The sequence below is a fragment of the Apilactobacillus bombintestini genome, assembly GCF_003627035.1.
Classification (GTDB): Bacteria; Bacillota; Bacilli; order Lactobacillales; family Lactobacillaceae; genus Apilactobacillus; species Apilactobacillus bombintestini.
Window position 1 is genome coordinate 642,833 of sequence record NZ_CP032626.1, and the last position, 23,750, is coordinate 666,582.

A 23,750-nucleotide genomic window follows, 5' to 3' on the forward strand; every position below is an offset into this window, starting at 1 on the left:
ATGAGTTAAAAACTCATAGGTATTTTTATTTAAGTAGGTGAATTAAATGAATCCAGATGAATTAACAGAAGCGGTTACTAAATCATTGTCAGAAGCACAAAAAGTGGCCACTAATCGTAAACATCAAGAAATAACAATTGCACATTTATTTAAAGTTTTAATTCAACCTGGCGAATTAGCTAGACAAATTTATTCTGAATTAGGACTTAATTTAAAAGATTTAGAACATGAAATTGATAGTGAACTAGATGATATTGCTATTGTTAATGGTAGTAATGTTTCATATGGACAAAACATTTCATCTAGTATGTTAGAACTAATGCAAAAAGCCAACGCTGTTAAAGAAGATTTAGGGGATGGATACATTGCTGTAGATACCCTAACCATTGCTTTAATGGATGTATCTGGCAATAAGTTAGTTGACTATTTAAAACAACAAGATATTACTAAACAAAAAGTTATTAACGAAGTAGATACTATTAGAGGTGGAGAGAAAGTGACTTCTAAGAATCAAGAAGATAATTTCCAAGCACTTAAGAAGTACGGAGTAGATTTAGTTGCTCAAGCTAGAGCAGGTAAATTAGGTCCTATTATTGGTCGTGATGAAGAAATTCTTGATGTAATAAGAATTCTATCTAGAATGACTAAGAACAACCCAGTACTAATCGGAGATCCTGGTGTAGGAAAAACTGCTATTGTAGAAGGCTTAGCTAAAAGAATAGCCGTAAATGATGTTCCTGAAAACTTAAAGAATAAGAGCTTATTTGAATTAGATATGAGTTCTTTAATTGCTGGTGCTAAGTACCGTGGTGAATTCGAAGAACGTCTAAAAGCGGTACTAAAAGCTGTTAAGAAATCTGATGGACAAATTATTATGTTCATTGATGAAATTCATAACATTGTGGGAGCTGGTAAATCCGAAGGTAGCATGGACGCAGGTAATATCTTGAAGCCTATGTTAGCCAGAGGGGAACTACACTTAATTGGTGCTACTACAGTAGATGAATACAGAAAATACATGCAAAAGGATAAGGCTCTTGAAAGACGTTTCCAAAGAGTTTTAGTTAATGAACCATCTGTAGATGACACCATTACTATTCTTCGTGGAATTAAGGAAAGATTGGAAATTCATCATGGAGTTAGAATTCATGATAATGCCTTAGTTGCTGCTGCAAAGATGTCTGATCGTTATATTCCTGATCGTTATTTACCAGATAAAGCTATTGATTTAGTAGATGAAGCATCTTCTACTATTGAAGTGGAAATGAACTCCAATCCTACTGAATTAGATCAAGCAAATCGTAAGTTAATGCGTGCTAAAGTGGAAGAAGCAGCATTAAAGAATGAAGAAGACGATGAATCCAAAGAAAGATTAGCTAAATTAAAGCCAGAATTAGCTAACTTACAAGAAAAGGTAAATAATTTGAATGCTAGATGGAGTCAAGAAAAGAATTCCATTCAAAAATTAGGAGATAAGAAGTCTGAATTAGACCAAGCTAAAAATGATTTACAACAAGCTGAAAGTTCATATGATTTGAATAAAGCTGCTGTCTTAAAACATGGCACTATTCCTAAGTTAGAAGAGGAATTAAAACAACTTGAATCACAAGATCACACGGATGATTGGTTAGTTAGTGAATCAGTAACTGAAGATGGTATTGCGGACGTATTGAGTCGTGAAACTAATATTCCAGTTTCTAGATTGATGCAAGGTGAAAGAGAAAAATTATTACACTTGGCTGATAACTTGCATAAACGAGTAGTAGGTCAAAATGAAGCCGTTGAAGCGGTATCTGATGCTGTATTGCGTTCTCGTGCTGGATTACAAGATCCAAGCAAGCCACTAGGTTCATTCTTATTCTTAGGACCTACTGGTGTAGGTAAGACTGAATTAGCTAAGACATTAGCTGAAAACCTATTTGATTCTGAAGAACATATGGTTCGTATTGATATGTCTGAATACATGGAAAAGGAATCTGTATCTAGATTAGTAGGTGCAGCACCTGGATATGTAGGATATGAAGAAGGTGGCCAACTAACTGAAGCTGTTCGTAGAGATCCATACACCATAGTTTTATTCGATGAAATTGAAAAAGCTCATCCGGATGTATTTAATGTATTATTACAAGTATTAGACGATGGAAGACTTACTGATGGTCAAGGTCATACAGTTGATTTTAAGAATACTATTTTAATTATGACTTCTAATTTAGGTTCTGATATTCTATTGAAAGGAACCGACAAGAATGGTGAAATAACTGATAAAGCTCATGAACAAGTTCAAAAGTTATTAAAGAGTAGTTTTAAACCAGAATTCTTGAACAGAATTGACGATGTAATTACCTTTAAGCCATTATCTAAGAAGGATGTTAAAGAAATTGTAAGACATCTAATTAGTCAATTATCAGATAGATTAAAGGATCAACAAATGGGCATCGAAATAAGCGAAGATGCACTAGATTGGATTACTGATAATGGTTATGATCCACAATATGGTGGAAGACCACTACAAAGATTTGTAGTTCGTTATGTAGAAACTCCATTATCTAAGATGATTATTGCTAATAAGTTAAAACCTCAAACTACAGTAAAAGTAGGGTTAGCAGATAACCATTTAACATTTGAATAAAATAAAAAAGCTCAAGTTTTAAACTTGAGCTTTTATTATTTAACTGAACGTTTAAACATAAATGATAAACAGTTAACAGTAATTAAAACAACTACTGCTGCTAGAACACCAATTTCAGTGAAATTGTATGATAGACCAGTTAATTGACTGGTAATGTATCCTAGAATTTCACCGAAAATGAATGCCCAAAAAATAACTGTAATGTTTGCAATAATAGATTTCATAGTATCCACCTCACAATTCATTGAAATTTTACCACAAATATAGGATAAAAAACAGTTATAAATAATTCAGCTAATCTATATTTTTGTTATAATTGAAAGACAGGAAGGGATGATTATATGACGTATACACCGTTAAATATAGTAAGTTCGTATAGTTTATTGAATAGTACTATTTCTGTTGATGAATTAATTTCAACAGCAAAACAACGTGGATATAATTCATTAGCTTTAACTGATGAAAATGTTATGTATGGTGCAATAGAGTTTTATGATAAATGTTTGGCTAATAATATACATCCAATTATCGGTTTAACATTGCAGGTATCTAACTTTACTGCTACCGATAGTAAAAATGAATTAGTTTTATTAGCTAAGAATAACGAAGGATATCAAAACCTAATGAAACTTTCATCCATCGCTATGACTAGTGATGAACAAAAAGTTGATGTAAATGAACTTATTAAATATTTATCTGGCATTGTTTTAATCATCCCTGATTACGGAGAATGGCAACAGATAATTTCTAGTGAACAATTAAGTATTATTACGGATTTCATTGAAAATATTGCCAATTCTATGGATTTAAATAATGTTTACTGGGGAATTGGAGCTAATAACATTAACTCTGATTCATACGTACAAACATTACATGAATTACAAGATCAATTTAAGGTAAGATTAATTGCTTTATCACACATAAGAAATTTAAATAGTGATGATTACTTTTCTTTGAAAGTAATGCAAAATATTGAAAATGGGCAAAAGTTAGCTAATCCTTTACAAGAAAATCATGAAAAAGCAACAGAATGGTTAAAGCCTAGTGTTGATATTCTTAACGAATATGCATCTGCTAATTTAAAAGATGCGATTGCTAATAATGAAAAGGTATCAGCAAGTTGCAAAGTGGTTATTGAAAAAAGACAACCTGTTTTACCTAAATTTGATAATCATAAAGGAATGTCTTCAAAGGATTTTCTAACCGATTTATGTGTAAAAGGTTTAAAGCAACGTTTAATAGAATTAAACATTGATAAAAATAAATACGTAGAATATAAACAAAGACTGGTTAAAGAACTAGATGTTATTAATCGAATGGGATTTAACGATTACTTTTTGATTGTGTGGGATGTTATTAATTATGCACATGAACAAAATGTTATGACTGGTCCTGGTCGTGGTTCCGCAGCTGGTTCATTAGTTTCATTTTGTTTATATATAACTGATGTAGATCCTATAGAATATGATTTACTTTTTGAACGTTTTTTAAATGAACAAAGAGCACAAATGCCTGATATCGATTTGGATATACCAGATAATAAACGTGGCTTGATTTTAAATTATGTCCATGAAAAGTATGGAGATAAACATGTTGGGCAAATTGTAACCTTTGATACGATGGCTGCTAAACAAGTATTGAGGGATGTTGGACGTACTTTTGGTTTATCTAAATTTGAAATGGACGACTGGAGTAAGGCAATTCCATCTACAGCCGGTAAAATAACTTTGCAAGCTGCATATGAACAATCACAAAAATTAAAGAATATTGTAAGTGACAATTCTTTAAATCAATTATTGTTTAAGACTGCTATGAACCTGGAAGGATTACCACGTCATTCTTCTACCCACGCAGCTGGTTTAATTTTAAGTAAAAATCCTATTGTAGAAACATCACCATTACAAAATGGTAATGATGGATTATTGATGACGCAATATTCTAAAAATTATGTTGAAAAGATTGGTCTATTAAAGATTGATTTTCTAGGACTACGTAATTTATCTATTTTGGATAATATTGTCTCTTTGGTTAATAATGAAGTAGATCCTAATTTTGATATCAGAAAAATTAATTTAAACGATGCATCTACTTTGCGACTATTTCAAAGTGGTGATACTAACGGTATTTTTCAATTTGAATCGAATGGAATAAAAAAGGTATTACGTTCTCTACATCCAGATAATTTTAATTTGGTTGCTGCGGTAGATGCGTTATATCGTCCAGGTCCAATGGAAAATATTGATACTTTTATTAAACGAAAAAAGGGACAAGAAAAAGTCCAATTCGCGGATGATAGTTTGATTCCAATATTGGGACCCACATATGGGATTATTGTATATCAAGAACAAGTAATGAGAGTTGCATCTGTTATGGGTGGCTTTAGTCTTGGTGAAGCCGATTTACTACGTCGTGCAATGAGTAAGAAAAAACGTGATGTAATGGATTCCATGAAGAGTAAATTTATAAATGGAGCCATTAATAAAGGTTATTCGGAAGCTACTGCAAGACAAACGTTTGATTATATCGAAAGATTTGCTAGTTATGGATTCAATAAATCACATGCTGTGGCTTACAGTAAAATGGCTTTTGAATTAGCATATTTAAAGACTCATTACAGTCAACAATTCTTTATCGGATTATTAAATTCAGTATTAAATAATCATGTTAAGACTAAGACTTATATTGCTGAAGCTAAGAGAAGAAACATTCAAGTTTTAGCTCCTAATATAAATACTAGCCAAAAAGAGTTTACTGTAGATCACGGTAAAATTTTATTTGGATTTGCTTCTATAAAAGGATTAAGAAGTGATTTTATAAGAGATTTACTAGAACAACGAAAAGTTCATGGTCCTTTTAAAGGCTTAGAAGAATTGATTTATAGAATAGATCCTAAATATCGCAATAGAGACTTATTAAACTCCTTGATATATGTGGGAGCATTGGATGGTTTTGGTTACCATCGTTCTGAATTATTAGCTTCTGTTCAAGAATTTATAGAAACTATTAAACTAAGTGGGACTTCTATGGAATTGTTCCAGGAACTAAAGCCTAAAATGAAACACTTAGACGAAATGAGTTTAAATGAAAAGTTAAATTATGAAGAGCAATATGTGGGCGTCTATTTGTCAGGTCATCCAGTAGAAGAATACGCAATTTTAGAAAAACCATTAAGCATTGTTTCTTCAGATATGATTAGTAGTCATACCGATAAAATCAATTGCATGTTCTATACGGAAAATGTAAAGAAAATAAGAACTCACAAGGGTGATGAAATGTGCTTTGTGAGCGGAACTGATTTATCAGGTAATATAAATTTAACGGTCTTTCCTAATGTATTTAAGAAAATTAAGGGATGGATTAGAAAGGACATTGTGGTAGTTGTAAATGGTGCTCCTGAAAAGCGTAACAATGAATATCAGGTTATAGCCGATAAAGTAGTGCCAGCTGCTAATATAAAAAGTAGATTAGTAAAGAAGCAATCTACAAATGCTTCTAAAAAATGGTATCTAAAAATTGATGATCAACACAATAACACTGATACTTTGAAAAGAGTCTTTGCAGTTATGAAAAATAATCCGGGTAACCACCAAGTTATCGTATATAAAACCTCAGATGATTCTAAGAAAATATTAGACAACAAGTTTAATTTGGACAGTAATCAAACGCTATTTAATAAACTTATCGTATTGTTAGGCAAAGGTAATGTAGTTTATAAATAAATGGTGATTATCTAAAAAAACTGTAAAAAATAAAAGACATAAATTTTAAAAAGTGATACAATCAAAGTGAAACCTAGTGATGTGATATTAGCGTGACTGTTCGCCATACTAGTGTTACAAAATACAAAGGAGAGATTTTTACTTATGAAGAAAACAAAAATCGTAAGTACATTAGGTCCAGCAAGTACTGACGTTGACATTATTGCCAACTTAATCGAATCTGGAGCTAATATTTTTAGATTTAACTTCTCACATGGTGACCATGAAGAACACTTTGATCGTTTGAACAAAGTTCATGAAGCCGAAAAGAAGACTGGTAAAACAGTTGGTATCATGCTTGATACTAAGGGTGCGGAAATCCGTACTACTAAGCAAAAGGATGGTAAGATTGAATACCACACTAACGACCAATTCAGAATTTCAATGGATGACAGTTTAGAAGGTACTAAAGACAAGATCGCCGTTACTTACCCAGGTCTATTAGATGACGTTAAAGTAGGTGGCCACGTTCTATTTGATGATGGTATCTTAGACACTGTTGTTGATGAAAAAGACGAAGCTAACAAAGAATTAGTTGTTACTGCTCAAAACAATGCTGTTTTAGGTTCACGTAAGACAGTTGATGCACCAGGTGTATCAATTAACTTACCAGGTATCACTGAAAAAGACTCAAGTGATATCCGCTTTGGTTTAACTAAGATGAACATTAACTTCATTGCTGCTTCATTTGTAAGAAAGCCAGAAGATGTTTTAGACATCCGTAAATTACTTGAAGAAGAACACATGGAAGATGTTCAAATTTTCCCTAAGATTGAATCACAAGAAGGTATCGACAACTTTGAAGATATCATGAATGTTTCTGATGGATTAATGATTGCCCGTGGTGACATGGCTGTTGAAATCCCTGCAGAAAATGTTCCAATCGTTCAAAAACACATGATTCACAGATGTAACGAAATGGGTAAACCAGTTATTACTGCAACTCAAATGTTGGATTCAATGATTGAAAACCCACGTCCTACACGTGCTGAAGCATCAGATGTTGAATACGCTGTATTATCAGGTACTGATGCTACTATGCTTTCTGGTGAAAGTGCTAACGGTGCTTACCCAGAAAAAGCTGTTCAAATGATGAACAAGTTAGATATCAAGGCTGAAAACCACTACGCTGAATATGGTGACGCACGTCCTGAATTCAACAATGGTGACGTTACTGAAGCCTTTGGTAAGCAAGTAGCTGACATGGTTAAAGACTTAGGTATCAAGACTGTTGTAACTACTACTTCAACTGGTTACTCAGCTCGTATGATTTCTAAGTACCATCCAGATGCTGACATTCTAGCATTAACTTTTGATGATCGTGTACGTCGCGGTCTAATGGTTAACTGGGGTGTTCACCCAATTATCGTTGACAAGCCAGAAAACAGTGATGGCATGTTTGACTTCGCTGCTAAGAAGGCTGTTGAAACTGGTTTAGCTAAGGAAGGCGACTTAGTTCTTGTAGTTGCTGGTTTACCTGTTGGTGAAAAAGGTACTACTAACGTAATGAGCGTTAAACTAATCGGTTCTGAATTAGCTCAAGGCCAAGGTATTGGTGACAAGACAGTTATCGGTAAAGCTTTTTTAGCAAGTAACGCTGCCGACGCAAACAGCAAAGCTGTCGACGGTGGCGTGTTAGTAGCTAAGAATACTAACAAAGACTTTTTACCTGCTATGAAGAAAGCAAGTGCAATTATTGTTGAAAATGGTGGTATGACATCACATGCAGCCGTATTAGGTATTTCATTAGGAATTCCTGTGGTTGTTGGTGCCCAAGGTGCTACTGATAGAATTTCAGATGGACAAACTATTACAGTTGATGCTCGTCGCGGAATTGTTTACGGTGGCGCTGCTAACTCACTATAATAATTAGCAATAATAAGAGGATGCATTTTAAATGCATCCTCTTTTTTTATCGAAATATTAATGAATTTAGTGTAGAATTAGGGTATAACTATTCGAAATGAGGAATATTAATGAATAATATTTTAGGCCGTGTTGTTTCTGGAAAAGTAACAGATGAGAATGAAAAAAATTATTTTGTTCAAATAGAAGGAACAACCTTCCTATTGAACAAAAGTGAAATTATTAAACCTTTAAAATTAGGAAGTAATTTCAAGGGATTTGCATATGAAAATGAAGATCACAAAATGCAAATAACTAGAGAAGTACCAGATGTTCAAGTTGACCATTATGGATTTGGTACTGTGGTACAAAGTAAATTTGGATTAGGTGTATTTGTCGATATTGGTTTAGCTAATAAAGATATTGCTGTTTCTATCGATGACCTACCTGAACTTACTAAATTATGGCCACAACATGGCGATCGAGTAATGATTGCCTTAAAGGTTGATAAAAAAGACCGTATTTGGGGAGAATTAGCTGACGAAGAAATTTTTAAGCAAATTTCTATTCCAGCAAACCCTAAATTAATGAATCATAATTTAAAAGCTACTGCTTACCGTTTGAAATTAGCAGGAACTAGAGTAATCACTGATGATTATCGTTTAGGATTTATTCATCCTAGTGAAAGAGATATTGAACCAAGATTGGGTCAACATTTAAATGCTAGAGTTATTGGTATTTTACGTGATGGAAGTTTGAATTTATCACTAAAACCTAGAGCATATGAAGCAATCAGTGATGACGCAAAAATGATTTTTGCAGTTTTGAAGCATTCGGAAGAATACAAAATTCCATACAGTGACAAGAGTACTCCAGAATCTATTAAGGAATTTTTCGGTATCAGTAAAGGACAATTCAAGCGTGCAGTTGGTCATTTATTAAAGAACCGTTTAATCGAAGAAAACAAGGATGAAATGTGGTTAACTGAAAAAGGAATTGAAGCCGAAATTTAAAATTCTTAGGTGATATTTATGGATGATATAGTAAAAGATTATTTACACTATTTGGTCATAGAAAGAGGATTATCCGAAAACACTGTTAAGAGTTATAGACAAGATATTGTAGAATTAGTGAGGTACTTAAAACAGCAAGGTATCACTGATTTTAAGGATGTTGATCCTAAAACAATATTAGATTATATGAAATATATGCATGATAACGGGAAAGCTAGAAATTCTGTGATTCGCTTTGTTTCTAGTATGAAGAAATTTTTTAAATTTTTGATACGTTATCATTATGTGATTAATAATCCAATGATTAAGGTGGATACACCTAAACAGGCAAATTATTTACCAGATGTTTTGAGTACGCAAGAAGTGGATGATTTATTGGCCACTCCTGATACCACTGATAAATATGGAATTAGAGATCGTGCAATTTTAGAAGTAATGTATGCGACCGGTTTGCGAGTGAGCGAACTAGTTCATTTAAAAATGGATAATTTACATTTGGAAATGGGCTTTATTCAAACCATTGGTAAAGGTGACAAAGAAAGAATAATTCCTATTGGATCAGAAGCTATTAAGTGGATTAATAATTATATTAGCAATAGTAGGTCATTATTATTAAAACGTCGTCACTGTGATTATTTGTTTTTAAATGCTCACGGTGGAGGATTAAGTCGGCAAAGTATTTGGCAAAAAATTAAAAAGTATGTAGCAATAGCTGGTATAAAGAAACGAGTTACTCCACATACCTTAAGACATTCTTTTGCAACGCATATACTAGAAAATGGTGCTGATTTGCGTGTGGTTCAAGAGTTATTAGGACATTCTGATATATCAACTACACAAATTTACACACATATTTCACATGAACATCTAACTAAAGCTTTTGATAAGTATCATCCTCATGCTTAGCGTGAGGCGAGGAGGAATAATTAATGTTATTAAAATACCGTTCTGAGTATAAAAAAATAGCAATGGACATGTTGTCATTGTTACCTGATATGAATAAGAGTAATCATTTAGAACAGGAAATGAATTGGTATCATGATAATGATAATCGAGTTATTTATCTTTGGAAAAATTTAGATAATAATTGGGCTGGATTAATAGCTGTAGAACAAAAAGAACCATTATTGGTAGTTAGAAGAATCGTTCTTACTCCGGATTCATGGACAATGAATAACTGTTGCGATATGTTAGATGATCTATCTAAGCTATATATGAATAAGAAAATAGTAGGTACAATGGAAACAACATCTATTTGTGAAATTTGGGAGAAGCGTAATGGAACCAGAATTCAATAATTCTAATAATATAAATATTCACATAAATGATTTTGATGGTCCGTTAGAGCTATTATTGCATTTGATTAAGCAATCGGAAATGGATATTTATGATATTAAAATAGAAAAAATCACCAAGCAATATGTTCAATATTTAAATGAAATGAAGAATTTAAACGTTAATATTGCTGGTGAATATTTTGTTATGGCATCCAATCTTATGGCAATTAAATCAAAGATGCTTTTACCAAGAAATAATGAGATTGATGAGCAAGATGATTATGAAGATCCACGTAATGAACTGGTAAATCAATTATTGATATATCAACAATATAAAGAGGTATCTAAGGTTTTAAAGAAAATGGAAGAAAAGAGTAGTCACTACCACAGCGTTTCACCTGTACTTCCTAGTGTTGATGAGATGATTGATTTTAATAATCACGAGGAAATGGATGTTAATCTTTTAGAAGATGCATTTCAAAATTTATTGAAGAAAGTTAGATTTAATCGTCCTTATGTGCATTCGATTAAGAATTGGCAATTTACAGTTAAACAACAAAATACATTTTTGATGAATGAGTTAAATAAACATGGCTCTATGGAATTTGAGTCGCTTTTTTCTGGTACCAATAATGTGGAATTAGTAGTTACTACATTTTTATCTTTGCTAGAATTGGTTAAAAACCAGAAGATAAAAGTAGGACAAGTAGAAGATAAAATATACTTAAGCAGAGTAGAAATGGGTGAAAAATAAGTTGGTAAGTAAGTTAGCAGAATTAGAGGGATTAATTTATATATCAGGCGAGGATGGTATTTCATTGGATGATTTACCTGACTTACTAGGTGTTAGTAATGAAGAACTTAATTCATTAGTAGAAAAATTAAAAACCAAATTTGTGTCTAATGATTCACCATTTACTCTTGTAACTTATTCTAATAAGATACAGTTAGCTACTAAAGAAGAGTTAAATGATTTAGTTAAGTCGTATTTAAAAAATGATGATAACTTTTCTTTAACCCAAACGGCATTAGAAACTCTTACTATAATTGCATATAATCAACCCATTACTAGAGTTGAAGTGGATGATATTAGGGGAGTTAATAGTAGTAAGACTGTTCAAAGGTTGGTAAGACAGGGATTAATTGTAGCATCTGGCCATAAGAAAGTTCCTGGCCATCCTAAGTTATACATAACAACAGAGAATTTTTTGAAGTTGTTTGGAATTGATGATTTAAAGAAATTACCAAAAATAGATAATGATCTATTATTAAAGGAGGAAAATAATGGCTGAAAGATTACAAAAAGTTATGGCTAAAGCTGGTGTAGCTTCTAGAAGAAAATCAGAAGGCATCATACAAGAAGGCCGAGTAAAGGTTAATGGTCAAGTAGTTACTGAATTAGGAACCAAGGTTAAAGTATCTGATGAAGTTATGGTAGATGGTTTGCCTATTAACAAAGAAGAACCAGTTTACTTTCTTTTGTATAAACCAAGAAGAATAATATCTTCCGCTTCAGATGAAAAGAAACGTAAGACAGTGCTAGATTTCTTTCCTGATGTAGAAGAAAGAATCTATCCAGTAGGTAGATTGGATTATGACACTTCTGGATTAATTTTATTAACTAATGATGGGGAATTGGATAATCGTTTGACTCATCCTAAGTATGAAGTTGATAAAACTTATGTAGCCAAAGTAGAAGGAATTCCTACCAATGATGAATTAAAACAACTTCGTTTAGGGGTAGTAATTCATGGTAAAAAGACTAGTCCAGCTAAGACAAATGTATTGGAAACTGATAAAAAGAAGAAAAAGGCAGTTGTTCAAATAACTATTCATGAAGGTAAAAATCACGAAGTAAAGAATATGTTCAAGGCAATTGGACATCCTGTAGAAAAATTAAAACGTGAATCATATGCCTTTTTGAATTTACGTGGACTACAACCAGGAGACTACCGTCCATTAAAGAAATTTGAAGTGGACAAATTATATGAAATAACAGAAAAAAAGTAAACAACTTGTTTTTTTATTAATAATTGTTTATCATATCTTTAAAATAAAAAATTGGTTTATCTTCAGGGCAGGGTGTAATTCCCGACCGGCGGTATAGCCCGCTACCTATCGTTTGATAGTTGATTTGGTGAAATTCCAGAGCCGACAGTATAGTCTGGTATAAAGAAGATCTCTTTTGAGTATGCTTAAAAAGGCTCATTGATCTTCATAGATCAATGAGCTTTTTTTGAAGGTATTCCTCAACTAGGAGGATTAATTATGACAAATAGTCACCATTTAAGTTTAAGAAAGTTGGTGCAAGTTTCTATTTTAGGAGGATTGGCGTACCTATTAACATATTTATCGGTTCCTATCATTCCTATTGCACCATACATGAAATTAGATTTTGGTGATATACCTATATTATTAGCTACAGTATTGCTATCAACTAGAAGTGGTATTGTAGTCGCACTATTACGATCATTATTGTATTTTATCTTTACAGGAATTTCTGTAATTAATTTAATAGGAGTTAGTTCGCTATTAGTAGCTAGCTTAACTATTATTTTTTCTGTAACTATTATTGATCAATTATTAAATAGCAAGATAAAATACGTAGCTATGATTATATTGGAGACTTTATCATTAACCGTCATTATGAGTTTAATGAACTACTTTATAATTACTCCACTTTATATGCAATTGACTGGTTTTAAATTAAGTTTTAGCTTATCTAGTTCTATTATTTATATAGTAGTTCCATTTAATATCATAAAAGGGTTATTTATAGGTATTATTTTTGTCTTGTTAATTAAACACAGCAAGACTTGGGAAAAATATAGAGAAAAAGGATAATTGTTTATGAACAAAGAATTATTGATTTTGTTTTTATCAGCAAAGCAACCACGTCGTATAAAATTAATAGAAAATTTATTAAGTGGGAAGAGAACAGTTTCTACTCTTTTTTGGGCTATGCGATATAACATACTTCAATATTCTGGAGTTTTGAGAAGAGTTCATTTTAATGATTATCATAAAGACCTAAATTCACTACTTAACAATAAATATATTAAAAAGGTGGATGATTATCGTTATTTATTAACAGATAAAGGTCAAAAACAAAAGGATTCGATGTTAGAATCCTTCTACATAATAAAAAATAATTCATTTAGATATGATTATGATGTTAGTTTGTTTAAGGAAAGATTTTTACTTGCTACACAGGTAGTTTCAGAGTATAGCTACAAAAATACTAATTATTATCCTACAAAAACTAATATGCAAAGTTCATATATAGTAAAGAAATGGTTTATAAAAAATAAAAAAGATATTTCAGTTAGATTTCGAGATTACTTGGTGAAATATTTGTCACAAATCTCTGATGATAAAGCTAATATCTTGGCGCAATTGCTTATCGGACATGATGTTTTAGGGATGACTGCACGTCAGATGGCTAAACACATAAACAGGAGCACTTTAGAAGAATTTTTTATCGAATCAGATTTATGGATAAATTTGATCCAATATATAGAAAATGACAATAATGATTTTTTAAAGCCGCTTTTAAAAAACATTGTTAACGAAAAAATTAATAGCCATGCGATAGAAACATATAAATTATTTGCACGAAATAATTCATTGAAAAGCATATCAAACATGTTGCATGTTAAGATTTCCACGGTAAAAGAACATTTAATTGAATGTGCAATATGGATGCCTAAAGATAATTTTCCCTACAAAAAAATATTAACTAAGAATATGATTGAATTAATGAATGATACTTTCGAAAACAAGAATATCGATGATTGGAAATTTAATGATTTACCAAAGACAAATGGGATGGATTTCTTTAATTTTAGAATTTATCAAATTATGAGGAGTAAGTGATTGATGTTAAGTGATACTCAACTAAAAGAAAAACTTAAACATTGGTTCGGATTCAACGATTTTCGTCCTGGACAAAAGAAAGTAATTCAATCACTGCTAAATGCTAAAGATACGTTAGCTGTTTTACCTACTGGAACCGGGAAAACATTAATTTATCAATACTTTGGAAAAACTAATAATAAAATGGTTTTGATAGTTTCTCCATTAATTTCTTTAATGCAGGATCAAGTAGATAGAATGAGGTATTTAGGAGAAAAGAATACGATTGCATTGACTTCTAGTCTTAATTGGATGGAAAAAAGACAAGTGATTAATTCTTTAAGTAGCTATAAATATGTATATGTATCACCTGAAATGCTTTCAAATGTGGATGTTTTAAATGCATTAAGAAAGTGTTCAATAGGGTTGATGGTAATTGATGAAGCACATTGTATTAATCAATGGGGACCTGATTTTCGTCCAGAATACTTAAATTTAAAGAATATTATAAGTAAACTAGGTCATCCATTAATGTTGTTACTGACTGCTACTGCTTCAAATAGAGTTATAGATGATATTAAGGAAAAATTAGCACTTCCGCAGGTTCATACTATAAAATATTCTACTAATCGTCCTAATATATTATTATCAGTTGAAAAATTTATGGATATGACTGATAAAAATGAACGGTTATTAAGTTTGGTTGAAAAATTAACTAAACCAGGGATTATTTACTTTTCTAGCAAAAAAGTCGCTGATGCTACTCAAGAATGGTTAAGTAGCAAGACCAACTTTCGTATTGAAGTTTATCATGCTGATTTAGATACAGATACACGATATCGTATCCAACATCAATTTATGGATGATCAAATTGACATTATTTGTGCAACCAGCGCATTTGGAATGGGAATAGATAAAAATAATATTAGATTCGTTATACACTATCATGTTCCATCTAACTTGGAATCATATGTTCAAGAAATGGGTAGAGCCGGTAGAGATGGCGAAAAGAGTGTATCTATTATCTTGTATAAAGAAAATGATGAAATCCTACAAAGAAACTTTGTGGATGAGACTATTCCTACTGATCAAATGATTGACTTTTTCTATAAACATGCCAAACAATTAAAAAATAACCAAATGGATGAAAAAAGTGAATTGATAGATTACTATTTAGAAAATGGTTATTCTGCAACAGATACCATTAATTTATTTAGTGAAAGAAAAATAAGTCAATTTAGAGCTTTGAGAGCAATGATAGGATATGTTAAAACTGATGATTGTAGACGAAAATATTTATTGAAATATTTTAATGAAGATTACAATAATCATAATGAAAATTGTTGCGACGGACTAAATACTCAATTGAATTTGCAGGATAATGGCTTGTTGAAAGGAATTAATCCTTACAAAAACCATAAAAATAATAAAAAATGGCAAGATATAGTGAAAACTCTTTTTTATAACAATTAATTTCATGTATAATTGGAATTGTAAGAATTTAATAGGAGGTCATTATTTTGAATAATAACGACGATAATAATTCATTCTCACGAATGGAAATAAGAAAAAAGCACAGAAACCACAAATTAGTTGCTATTCTTTTGATTACAATTCTTGTGGTAATTGGGCTAAGTGCGTTAGCTTACGGGATGATTAGCAGTCCAAGTAATAATGACGTTAATAGTAATGGAAATCAAACTACTAGTTCCAGCTCTAGTGTAGTATCTAGCAGCAGTTCTAGTAAGAGTAAAAAAGCTGCCAAAAGTAGTTCATCTATGATGTCATCAAGCTCATCAATGAGCAGTAATTCAGCATCTACTGTTTCTAAGGATAAAGAACAAAACAACAGTAATGCTGCAAGTGCATCATCACAAGCATCAAGCACCAATAACAATACTCAAAGTTCTCATGAAAACAGTGGATACGCTGTTATTGGACAAGATGGTATGACTGATTTATACCAAGTATCAAGAAGATATGGTGTATCAGTTCAAGACTTAATGAAGATTAATGGTTTGAATAATGAAAATCATGTAACTGCAAACCAAAAAATTAGAGTAAGATAGTTGAGTGGTGTTAATATGAATGATGAAAAATTACAAGTAGCTATTGATGGACCTGCATCAGCAGGAAAAAGTACTGTAGCTAAGCTAGTTGCTGCAAAGTTTTCTTATGTTTATTGTGATACAGGTGCTATGTATCGTTCAACAACCTTGAAAGCATTGCGCAATGGGTATAAATTAGATGATGAAGCTTCCATATTGAAAATGTTAGCTAATACTGAGATTACTTTTAAACCTGGTGAAAAACAACAAAAAGTTTTTGTTGACGGTGAAGAAGTTACTAACGACATACGTCAAGAAAACGTTACAAATAATGTTTCAACAGTTGCTAGTTTAAGTGGTGTTAGAAAAGAATTAGTAAATAGACAACAACAAATTGCTGCTGCCGGTGGCATTGTTATGGATGGCCGCGATATTGGAACTACAGTTTTACCAGATGCTAAAGTTAAAATCTTTTTAATTGCTAGTGTTGATGAACGTGCTGAACGCCGTTTTAAGGATAACGCTGAAAAGGGCATTCATGTTCCATTAGAAAAATTAAAGCAAGAAATTGAAGAAAGAGATTACAAAGACTCTCATAGAAAGGTTTCACCTTTAACCAAAGCAGATGATGCTAAGGAAATTGATACAACTTCAATGTCAATTGAAGATGTAGTGAATGCTATTTCTAATGAAATTGTTAAAAAACAATCTGTATAATTTAATCATTAAACTAGATTTTATTAATAACATAGTCTAAAATATTAAGTATAGTAGTCTCAAGGAGGAAATATCAGATGAGTGAATCAGATGAACAAACAAACAAAGATTTATTAAAAGCCTTGGATAGTGTGGACCAAGTTGAAATTAACGAAGTTGTTAGTGGTGAAATTTTAGCCATTGACAATGATCATCAATTAATTATTGGTATCGATAATTCAGGTGTAGAAGGAGTTGTTCCTCGTCGTGAATTATCATCACAACCAGTTGATGATGTAGAAAGCAAATTTAAAGTTGGAGACAAGGGTAAATTTGTTGTAGTTTCACGTATTGGTGATGACAAAGAAGGCGGAAGTTTTCTTCTATCAATCCGTCGTCTAGAAGAACGTAAAGTTTGGGACGAACTAAAAGCTAAAGCTGAAAATGATGAAACTATTAACGTTACAGTTAAAAATGCTGTACGTGGTGGTTTAGTAGTTGACGCTGGTGTTCGTGGATTTATCCCTGCATCAATGATTACTAATCATTTTGTAAGAAACTTAAACCAATACAATGGACAACAATTCGAATGCAAGATTGTTGAAATTGTTCCAGAAAAGAACAGATTAGTTCTATCACACAGTGAAGTTGTTGCTAAGAACGAAGAAGAAGCACGTGAAAAAGTTATGAGTAACTTAAACGTCGGTGACGTTGTAGAAGGAAAAGTTGCTCGTATGACTGATTTTGGTGCATTCGTTGATCTTGGCGGTGTTGATGGATTAGTTCACGTTTCTGAAATTTCATACGAACGAGTAAACAAACCATCAGACGTTCTAAAGAACGGTCAAGATGTTAAAGTTAAGGTTATCGCTATGGATGAAGAACGTGGCCGTATTTCATTATCAATCAAACAAACTATGCCACAACCATGGGATACTGTTGAAGAAAAAGCACCTAAAGGTAGTACAGTTAAAGTAACTATCAAGCGTCTTGTTGACTTTGGTGCCTTTGCTGAAGTAATTCCTGGTGTTGAAGGATTAATTCACATTTCACAAATTTCACACAAGCATGTTAATACACCTTCTGATGTATTAAAGGTTGGTCAAGTTGTTGATGCTAAGGTTCTAGATGTTAACCCAGCAGAAAAACGTTTAGCTCTATCATTAAGAGCTCTTGAACCAGAAGAAGAAAATGAAAAAGATTCAAGTGATAATGTTGAAACTACTGATAACGCTACCGAAGATGCTCCTGAAGAAGAAAATGGTTTCACTTTAGGTGACATTGTTGGTAAAGGATTAGACGAAGATAATCAATAATTACTATAATCTTTAAAAATATCCTTCATTATTTTTGAAGGATATTTTTTTAATTAAGAAAAGAAAGGGTGAATTGAATGGGTTTACCTACAGTTGCAATTGTTGGTCGTCCTAATGTCGGAAAATCAACAATATTTAATAGAATTGCGGGGGAAAGAATTTCTATCGTTGAAGATACCCCTGGAGTTACTCGAGACAGAATATATTCACATGGTGAATGGTTAGGTCATGAATTTAGTATGATCGATACTGGTGGTATTGAAATTAGTGATCAACCATTTGTAAAACAAATTAAGGCTCAAGCAGAAGTTGCCATGGAAGAAGCCGATGTAATTATTTTCATGGTTAATGGTAAGGAAGGTATAACTAATGCTGACGATTATATAGCTAGAATGTTATACCGTACTAATAAACCAGTTGTATTAGCAGTAAACAAAGTAGATAACTTTGAAAGCCGTGCTAACATTTATGATTTCTATTCACTAGGTTTAGGAGATCCATACCCTATCTCAGGTGCCCACGGATTAGGATTGGGTGACTTGTTGGATGAAGTAATTAAGAACTTCTCCGAAGAAACTGATAATAGTGATGATAATAATATTCGTTTCAGTTTAATTGGACGTCCTAATGTTGGAAAATCATCATTGGTTAATGCCATTTTAGGTGAAAATCGTGTAATTGTATCTAACGTAGCCGGAACTACCAGAGACGCTATAAATACAGAATTTACAAGTGATGGTCAAGACTTCACTATGGTGGATACTGCAGGATTAAGAAAACGTGGTAAAGTATATGAAAATACTGAACGTTATTCTGTATTACGTGCTATGAAGGCAATTGATAATAGTGACGTTGCTTTAATAGTATTAAATGCCGAAGAAGGTATTCGTGAACAAGATAAGCGTATTGCTGGATATGCTCATGAAGGTGGTAAAGGTGTTGTTATCATCGTAAATAAATGGGATACACTAAAGAAAACCAGCAGTACACAACGTGAATTTGAAGCAGGTATCAGAAGTCAATTCCAATACCTATCATATGCGCCTATTTTGTTTGTATCCGCGTTAACTAAGCAAAGATTAAACAAGATACCAGCGTTAATTAAACGTGTACATGCTAACCATGCAAAACGTATTTCTTCATCTGCATTGAATGATGTATTAATGGATGCTATTGCTATGACTCCAACACCAAGTATTAATGGTAAGAAGCTTAGAATCTACTATGCAACTCAAGTTAAGAGTGAACCACCTACTATTGTTGTATTTGTTAATGATGTAGAATTAATGCATTTTTCATACAGTAGATATCTAGAAAACCAAATTAGAGAGCAATTTGATTTTATGGGAACACCTATTAAAATCATTACTAGAAAACGTAAATAATCTTCAAAATTAGCACATTTTTTTAACTAAATGTAAGTTAAAATGTAATAAAATTGTTGAATTGTGGGCGTTTATGTGATATTTTGAATAAGTGTAATGACATTAATTGTTGTGATCACGTATTTCGAGAGATTTTTATCTTTCGAATTATTGGGAGGTGAAATACATGGCTAACAAGGCAGAATTAGTAAGTAGCGTAGCTGCAAAAACTGGTTTAACTAAGAAGGATGCAACTTCAGCTGTTGATGCTGTATTCGAATCAGTTCAAGACAACTTAGCTAAGGGTGAAAAGGTACAACTAATCGGTTTTGGTAACTTCGAAGTACGTCAACGTGCTGCTCGTAAGGGACGTAACCCTCAAACTGGTGCAGAAATTCAAATTCCTGCAAGCAAAGTACCTGCATTCAAACCAGGTAAAGCTTTAAAGGACGCTGTTAAATAATAACAGTATTACTTTTAAAAAGGCTGGTCCGACAGTTGTCGAACTAGCCTTTTTAAGTATAATTTAATGGGAGTGATAGTATTGAGTTACTCTGAAAAAGCACTAGAATTGCTAGAAGCTGGAAAAATAGATGAATTTAATAAACAATATAATTTAGCCTTACACCATGATAATGATGAACTTCTATATTCTTTAGCAGAGGAATTGTATTCTTATGGATTTACTGATCAAGCTAAAGAACTTTATGAAAAGCTTTTAAAAAAGTTTCCTGATGAAGATGAATTAAGAACAGATATTGCTGATATATTAATTAGTGAAGGTAATACTGATGAAGCATTGGAAAAATTAAGTGAGATTAGTTCAGATTCACCTGCATATCTTCAATCTTTGATGGTACAAGCTGATTTATACCAAACTCAAGGACTATTTGAAGTAAGCAAAGAAAAACTCTTAGAAGCTAAAAAAATAGCTCCTGACGAAGAAGTAGTATCTTTTGCGTTAGCTGAATTACTATACAATATGGGTGAGTATAATAAAGCTATCCCAGTATATCTTTCATTGATTAAGAAGGGGATTACTAATATTTCAGCTGTTAATTTAGTCGAAAGAATTGGTATTTCTTATGCAAATGATAGTAAGTTTGAAAACGCAATTGGATACTTAGAACAAATCAAAACTATTGATATGAATTCCGATGTTAAGTTTGAAACTGCCTTTACCTACCTACAATTAAAAGAATATGATCGCGCAATTGATATTTTCAAAGAATTAAGAGATAGTGATCCACAATACGCTACTCTTTATCCATATTTAGGACAAGCGTTAGATAAGGTTAATAAACAAGAAGAATCATATCGTGCATTGCAAGAAGGTCTAGGAGTGGATGAATATAATGAAAAATTATATTTATTAGCTGCTCGTGAAGGCTTAAAACTTGCTAAAAATGATGAAGCATTAAGTTATTTACGTAAGGGTAATGAAATAAATCCAGATGACATCGAAATAGTTCTTGAGTTATCCAATTTATTAGTTAACCAAGAAAACTATGAAGAAAATATTAAGTTATTAGATAGATATCTAGATAATCATGAATTAGATCCACAATTCTATTGGAATCTAGCAATTTCATATGATAAGTTAGATAACTTAAAAGAAGCACACAAAAATTATATTGCTGCAAAACCATACTTCTCAGACAATGCTACTTTCTTAAAACAAGCTGCATTGTTATGTAGAGAATATGGTGATCAAGATAATGCATCTCAATTATTGCGTAAATATGTTGAACTAGAACCAAATGATGACGAAGCTGCATATTTATTAGACGAATACAGGGATGATTAATTTTGATTAATCTGTTGGACTAATTTTTTATAATATACAACGGAAGATAAATCCAAATTTAAGTAATTAGATAATTCTAAATTGCTTAGGTTTGGATTTTTTTGTATATAATTTACTACGTAAGATTGAAATAAGTTGGATGGACTAAGAGAGAATCCAAGTATTTGTTCACTAGGTTTTAGATATTTATGCAATCCAGGAGTAGTAATGTGTGGATTAGAGGAAAGGCGTTGTTTTAAGAAAATGTCTTTGCTGTTTTGCTTTTCCTGAATGGGTTGAATAAAATTATTGAATTCTTGAATAAAAGATTTTTCTGCGTGTGATAGTTTTAAATTAGAAAGCTGTTTGTAGAAGTTAGGTTGTAAAATTTCGTCAACTTTATATCCCTTACTGATGAGTAAAATGGTCATTCTAGTATAGAAATGAAGGTTATCATTTTGCAAGATATTATCTATATTGGATAACCAGTCTAGATTAATATGAGGTTTATCAGTATGTTTATGACTTTCCACATCGATTGTAGGAAGATTAGAATTAAGATGGTGAGTGAATAAGAAAGTGAAATAAACGTTAATGTGAGATAAAATTTTATTATAAGTGTTGTTATTGATTTGGCGTTTTTCTTGTGCCATAGCAAGATAATTTTCAATATCACGATTAAATAAATTATTAACTCTATGATCTTTTTGATAGGCTAAATTAAAATTAGATAAATAGTTAAATAAATCCATTAGTGTTTTAGAATATTCTTGTATAGTAATTTCAGATAGTTGTTTATTAATTAGATATTTTTCAAAACTATCTTGATATGGATAATTATTTGGTTTAGTCATTATTAAATCTCCTTTGTATTTATAATTTATTAGTTTATTGAAAGTTGTGGTCTTAATCTGGTAATATTTAATATAGAATGATTGAGGTAGGTATAAAAATGAAAATAGAAAAATTACCGAACGAGTTTGAAAAAGCACGTCCTGTCATGCAAAAAATTGAAAAAGCAGGATTTGAAGCTTATTTTGTTGGTGGAAGTGTTCGTGACACCATTTTAGGCGGAAAAATTCATGATGTCGATATTGCAAGTAGTGCATATCCTCAAGAAATTAAAAGTCTTTTTAATCACACTGTAGATACTGGAATCGAACATGGTACAGTGATGGTGCTACATAACAAAAAAGGTTACGAAATAACTACATTTAGAACAGAATCTGGATACCAAGATTATCGTCGTCCAGACAAAGTTACATTTGTTAGATCTTTGTCTGAAGATTTAAAAAGAAGAGATTTCACTATAAATGCATTTGCCATGCGAGAAAATGGTGAAGTAACTGATTTGTTTAACGGATTAGAAGATATGCATAATCACTTGATTAGAGCAGTGGGCAATCCCAGTGAACGATTTAATGAAGATGCATTACGTATGATGAGAGCGGTTAGATTCGCAAGTAAGTTAGATTTTGATATAGAGTCTAACACATTAGAAGCTATTCATAAGCATAGTAAATTATTGTCCAAGATTGCAATAGAAAGAATATATACAGAATTTGTTAAAATGATGATGGCTAAAAGACCTAAGCAAGGGTTATTAGACATGGTTAAAACAGATATGTATAAATACATTCCGGTCTTTGGTGATCATAGGGATGATTTAATTTCTATATCTAAATTGAATAATCTTAAACTAAACAGTGAAATTGAAGTTTGGTCATTGATTTCTTTTGCTTTTCAATTGGATAGTGAACAAATTCATCATTTATTGAAAAAATGGAAAGCATCCAATGATGTAATTAAACAAACTGAAATGTGTTGTGCTGCGATTAATCATTTACAAAAGAATGATTTAAACAAATGGCAAATGTATGAGACAGGAATTGATTTATTACTTGCTGCTAACCATATTGCAAGTTTTTATGGATTTGACGTAAGTGATGAACAATTAATTAACGATTACGATGCATTAACTATTAAGAGTAAAAAAGAATTAGCTATTAATGGTGGAATCTTAATAAAAAATGGCATTTGTAAACCTGGTCCTCAATTAGGAAATATTTTGTTTGAATTAGAACATTTGGTTGTTCAAGGAAAAGTTGATAATCAAACAGAAGTTTTAATGCAAGAAGCTAAAAAAATTTGAGAGAGTGATAA

The 23,750-nt window shown here is 31.7% G+C and carries 21 protein-coding genes and 1 riboswitch; of the genes, 19 read left to right on the forward strand and 2 right to left on the reverse strand.

What is annotated here, in order from left to right; translation table 11 throughout:
* Positions 1-46 precede the first annotated feature (46 nt).
* The gene (locus D7I45_RS03165) at positions 47-2,629 is read left to right on the forward strand and encodes an ATP-dependent Clp protease ATP-binding subunit (RefSeq protein WP_120784309.1); all 2,583 of its coding nucleotides are present in this window, start codon (positions 47-49) and stop codon (positions 2,627-2,629) included.
* A 35-nt stretch (positions 2,630-2,664) separates the two neighbouring features.
* On the opposite strand, the gene D7I45_RS03170 is transcribed toward D7I45_RS03165, so the two are convergent.
* The gene (locus tag D7I45_RS03170) at positions 2,665-2,853 is read right to left on the reverse strand and encodes a DUF2929 family protein (RefSeq protein WP_120784310.1); all 189 of its coding nucleotides are present in this window, start codon (positions 2,851-2,853) and stop codon (positions 2,665-2,667) included.
* Between the two features lie 117 nt (positions 2,854-2,970).
* On the opposite strand from D7I45_RS03170, the gene dnaE reads away from it, so the two are divergent.
* The 17 genes from dnaE (at position 2,971) to D7I45_RS03255 (ending at position 21,608) form a co-directional block, all read left to right on the forward strand.
* Positions 2,971-6,348 carry a DNA polymerase III subunit alpha gene (gene dnaE / locus D7I45_RS03175; protein WP_120784311.1) on the forward strand — a complete coding sequence of 1,126 codons (3,378 nt, stop codon included), beginning with the start codon at positions 2,971-2,973 and terminating at the stop codon, positions 6,346-6,348.
* A gap of 144 nt (positions 6,349-6,492) precedes the next feature.
* Entirely contained in the window at positions 6,493-8,253 is a 1,761-nt protein-coding gene (pyk, locus tag D7I45_RS03180; RefSeq protein WP_120784312.1) for a pyruvate kinase, read from the forward strand.
* Between the two features lie 110 nt (positions 8,254-8,363).
* Positions 8,364-9,245 (forward strand): CvfB family protein, encoded by an 882-nt coding sequence (locus D7I45_RS03185; protein WP_120784313.1) that lies wholly within the window; start codon positions 8,364-8,366, stop codon positions 9,243-9,245.
* 18 nt (positions 9,246-9,263) lie between these two features.
* Positions 9,264-10,151 (forward strand): site-specific tyrosine recombinase XerD, encoded by an 888-nt coding sequence (gene xerD, locus D7I45_RS03190; protein ID WP_120784314.1) that lies wholly within the window; start codon positions 9,264-9,266, stop codon positions 10,149-10,151.
* Between the two features lie 23 nt (positions 10,152-10,174).
* Positions 10,175-10,543: a hypothetical protein gene (locus tag D7I45_RS03195; protein ID WP_120784315.1), complete on the forward strand. Its 369-nt coding sequence runs from the start codon at positions 10,175-10,177 to the stop codon at positions 10,541-10,543.
* Positions 10,524-11,276: a segregation and condensation protein A gene (locus D7I45_RS03200; RefSeq protein ID WP_120784316.1), complete on the forward strand. Its 753-nt coding sequence runs from the start codon at positions 10,524-10,526 to the stop codon at positions 11,274-11,276. The genes D7I45_RS03195 and D7I45_RS03200 overlap by 20 nt, the downstream gene beginning before the upstream one ends.
* Positions 11,266-11,814 (forward strand): SMC-Scp complex subunit ScpB, encoded by a 549-nt coding sequence (gene scpB, locus D7I45_RS03205; protein WP_120784317.1) that lies wholly within the window; start codon positions 11,266-11,268, stop codon positions 11,812-11,814. The genes D7I45_RS03200 and scpB overlap by 11 nt, the downstream gene beginning before the upstream one ends.
* Complete coding sequence (locus tag D7I45_RS03210; protein ID WP_120784318.1) at positions 11,807-12,532, forward strand: pseudouridine synthase; 726 nt, start codon at positions 11,807-11,809, stop codon at positions 12,530-12,532. The genes scpB and D7I45_RS03210 overlap by 8 nt, the downstream gene beginning before the upstream one ends.
* Before the next feature lie 54 nt (positions 12,533-12,586).
* A riboswitch (FMN riboswitch) is annotated at positions 12,587-12,706 on the forward strand.
* Between the two features lie 84 nt (positions 12,707-12,790).
* On the forward strand, positions 12,791-13,366 hold the full coding sequence (locus tag D7I45_RS03215; protein ID WP_120784319.1) for an ECF transporter S component: 576 nt from the start codon (positions 12,791-12,793) through the stop codon (positions 13,364-13,366).
* 6 nt (positions 13,367-13,372) lie between these two features.
* The gene (locus D7I45_RS03220; protein ID WP_120784320.1) at positions 13,373-14,398 is read left to right on the forward strand and encodes a helix-turn-helix domain-containing protein; all 1,026 of its coding nucleotides are present in this window, start codon (positions 13,373-13,375) and stop codon (positions 14,396-14,398) included.
* Positions 14,399-14,401: 3 nt separating this feature from the next.
* Positions 14,402-15,850 carry a RecQ family ATP-dependent DNA helicase gene (locus D7I45_RS03225; protein ID WP_120784321.1) on the forward strand — a complete coding sequence of 483 codons (1,449 nt, stop codon included), beginning with the start codon at positions 14,402-14,404 and terminating at the stop codon, positions 15,848-15,850.
* 47 nt (positions 15,851-15,897) lie between these two features.
* Positions 15,898-16,446, forward strand: coding sequence for a LysM peptidoglycan-binding domain-containing protein (locus D7I45_RS03230; protein WP_120784322.1), 549 nt, complete (start codon positions 15,898-15,900; stop codon positions 16,444-16,446).
* A gap of 15 nt (positions 16,447-16,461) precedes the next feature.
* Entirely contained in the window at positions 16,462-17,142 is a 681-nt protein-coding gene (gene cmk, locus D7I45_RS03235; RefSeq protein WP_120784876.1) for a (d)CMP kinase, read from the forward strand.
* Between the two features lie 77 nt (positions 17,143-17,219).
* On the forward strand, positions 17,220-18,437 hold the full coding sequence (gene rpsA / locus D7I45_RS03240; RefSeq protein WP_120784323.1) for a 30S ribosomal protein S1: 1,218 nt from the start codon (positions 17,220-17,222) through the stop codon (positions 18,435-18,437).
* 77 nt (positions 18,438-18,514) lie between these two features.
* Positions 18,515-19,822, forward strand: coding sequence for a ribosome biogenesis GTPase Der (gene der / locus D7I45_RS03245; protein ID WP_120784324.1), 1,308 nt, complete (start codon positions 18,515-18,517; stop codon positions 19,820-19,822).
* 166 nt (positions 19,823-19,988) lie between these two features.
* The gene (locus D7I45_RS03250) at positions 19,989-20,264 is read left to right on the forward strand and encodes an HU family DNA-binding protein (protein ID WP_120784325.1); all 276 of its coding nucleotides are present in this window, start codon (positions 19,989-19,991) and stop codon (positions 20,262-20,264) included.
* Positions 20,265-20,345: 81 nt separating this feature from the next.
* Positions 20,346-21,608, forward strand: a complete 1,263-nt coding sequence (locus tag D7I45_RS03255) for a tetratricopeptide repeat protein (protein WP_120784326.1) — start codon at positions 20,346-20,348, stop codon at positions 21,606-21,608.
* Here the strand turns inward: D7I45_RS03255 and D7I45_RS03260 are convergent.
* Positions 21,605-22,441 (reverse strand): site-specific integrase, encoded by an 837-nt coding sequence (locus D7I45_RS03260; protein WP_120784327.1) that lies wholly within the window; start codon positions 22,439-22,441, stop codon positions 21,605-21,607. The two genes, D7I45_RS03255 and D7I45_RS03260, sit on opposite strands and share 4 nt — an antisense overlap.
* Before the next feature lie 98 nt (positions 22,442-22,539).
* Between D7I45_RS03260 and D7I45_RS03265 the strand changes: the two genes are divergently transcribed.
* Entirely contained in the window at positions 22,540-23,739 is a 1,200-nt protein-coding gene (locus D7I45_RS03265) for a CCA tRNA nucleotidyltransferase (RefSeq protein WP_120784328.1), read from the forward strand.
* Positions 23,740-23,750 lie beyond the last annotated feature (11 nt).

Coding starts and splice junctions, on each gene's coding strand:
- D7I45_RS03165 (WP_120784309.1), top strand. CDS start 47: ATGAATCCAGATGAATTAACAGAAGCGGTTACTAAATCATTGTCAGAA.
- D7I45_RS03170 (WP_120784310.1), bottom strand. CDS start 2,853: ATGAAATCTATTATTGCAAACATTACAGTTATTTTTTGGGCATTCATT.
- dnaE (WP_120784311.1), top strand. CDS start 2,971: ATGACGTATACACCGTTAAATATAGTAAGTTCGTATAGTTTATTGAAT.
- pyk (WP_120784312.1), top strand. CDS start 6,493: ATGAAGAAAACAAAAATCGTAAGTACATTAGGTCCAGCAAGTACTGAC.
- D7I45_RS03185 (WP_120784313.1), top strand. CDS start 8,364: ATGAATAATATTTTAGGCCGTGTTGTTTCTGGAAAAGTAACAGATGAG.
- xerD (WP_120784314.1), top strand. CDS start 9,264: ATGGATGATATAGTAAAAGATTATTTACACTATTTGGTCATAGAAAGA.
- D7I45_RS03195 (WP_120784315.1), top strand. CDS start 10,175: ATGTTATTAAAATACCGTTCTGAGTATAAAAAAATAGCAATGGACATG.
- D7I45_RS03200 (WP_120784316.1), top strand. CDS start 10,524: ATGGAACCAGAATTCAATAATTCTAATAATATAAATATTCACATAAAT.
- D7I45_RS03210 (WP_120784318.1), top strand. CDS start 11,807: ATGGCTGAAAGATTACAAAAAGTTATGGCTAAAGCTGGTGTAGCTTCT.
- D7I45_RS03215 (WP_120784319.1), top strand. CDS start 12,791: ATGACAAATAGTCACCATTTAAGTTTAAGAAAGTTGGTGCAAGTTTCT.
- D7I45_RS03220 (WP_120784320.1), top strand. CDS start 13,373: ATGAACAAAGAATTATTGATTTTGTTTTTATCAGCAAAGCAACCACGT.
- D7I45_RS03225 (WP_120784321.1), top strand. CDS start 14,402: ATGTTAAGTGATACTCAACTAAAAGAAAAACTTAAACATTGGTTCGGA.
- cmk (WP_120784876.1), top strand. CDS start 16,462: ATGAATGATGAAAAATTACAAGTAGCTATTGATGGACCTGCATCAGCA.
- rpsA (WP_120784323.1), top strand. CDS start 17,220: ATGAGTGAATCAGATGAACAAACAAACAAAGATTTATTAAAAGCCTTG.
- der (WP_120784324.1), top strand. CDS start 18,515: ATGGGTTTACCTACAGTTGCAATTGTTGGTCGTCCTAATGTCGGAAAA.
- D7I45_RS03250 (WP_120784325.1), top strand. CDS start 19,989: ATGGCTAACAAGGCAGAATTAGTAAGTAGCGTAGCTGCAAAAACTGGT.
- D7I45_RS03260 (WP_120784327.1), bottom strand. CDS start 22,441: ATGACTAAACCAAATAATTATCCATATCAAGATAGTTTTGAAAAATAT.
- D7I45_RS03265 (WP_120784328.1), top strand. CDS start 22,540: ATGAAAATAGAAAAATTACCGAACGAGTTTGAAAAAGCACGTCCTGTC.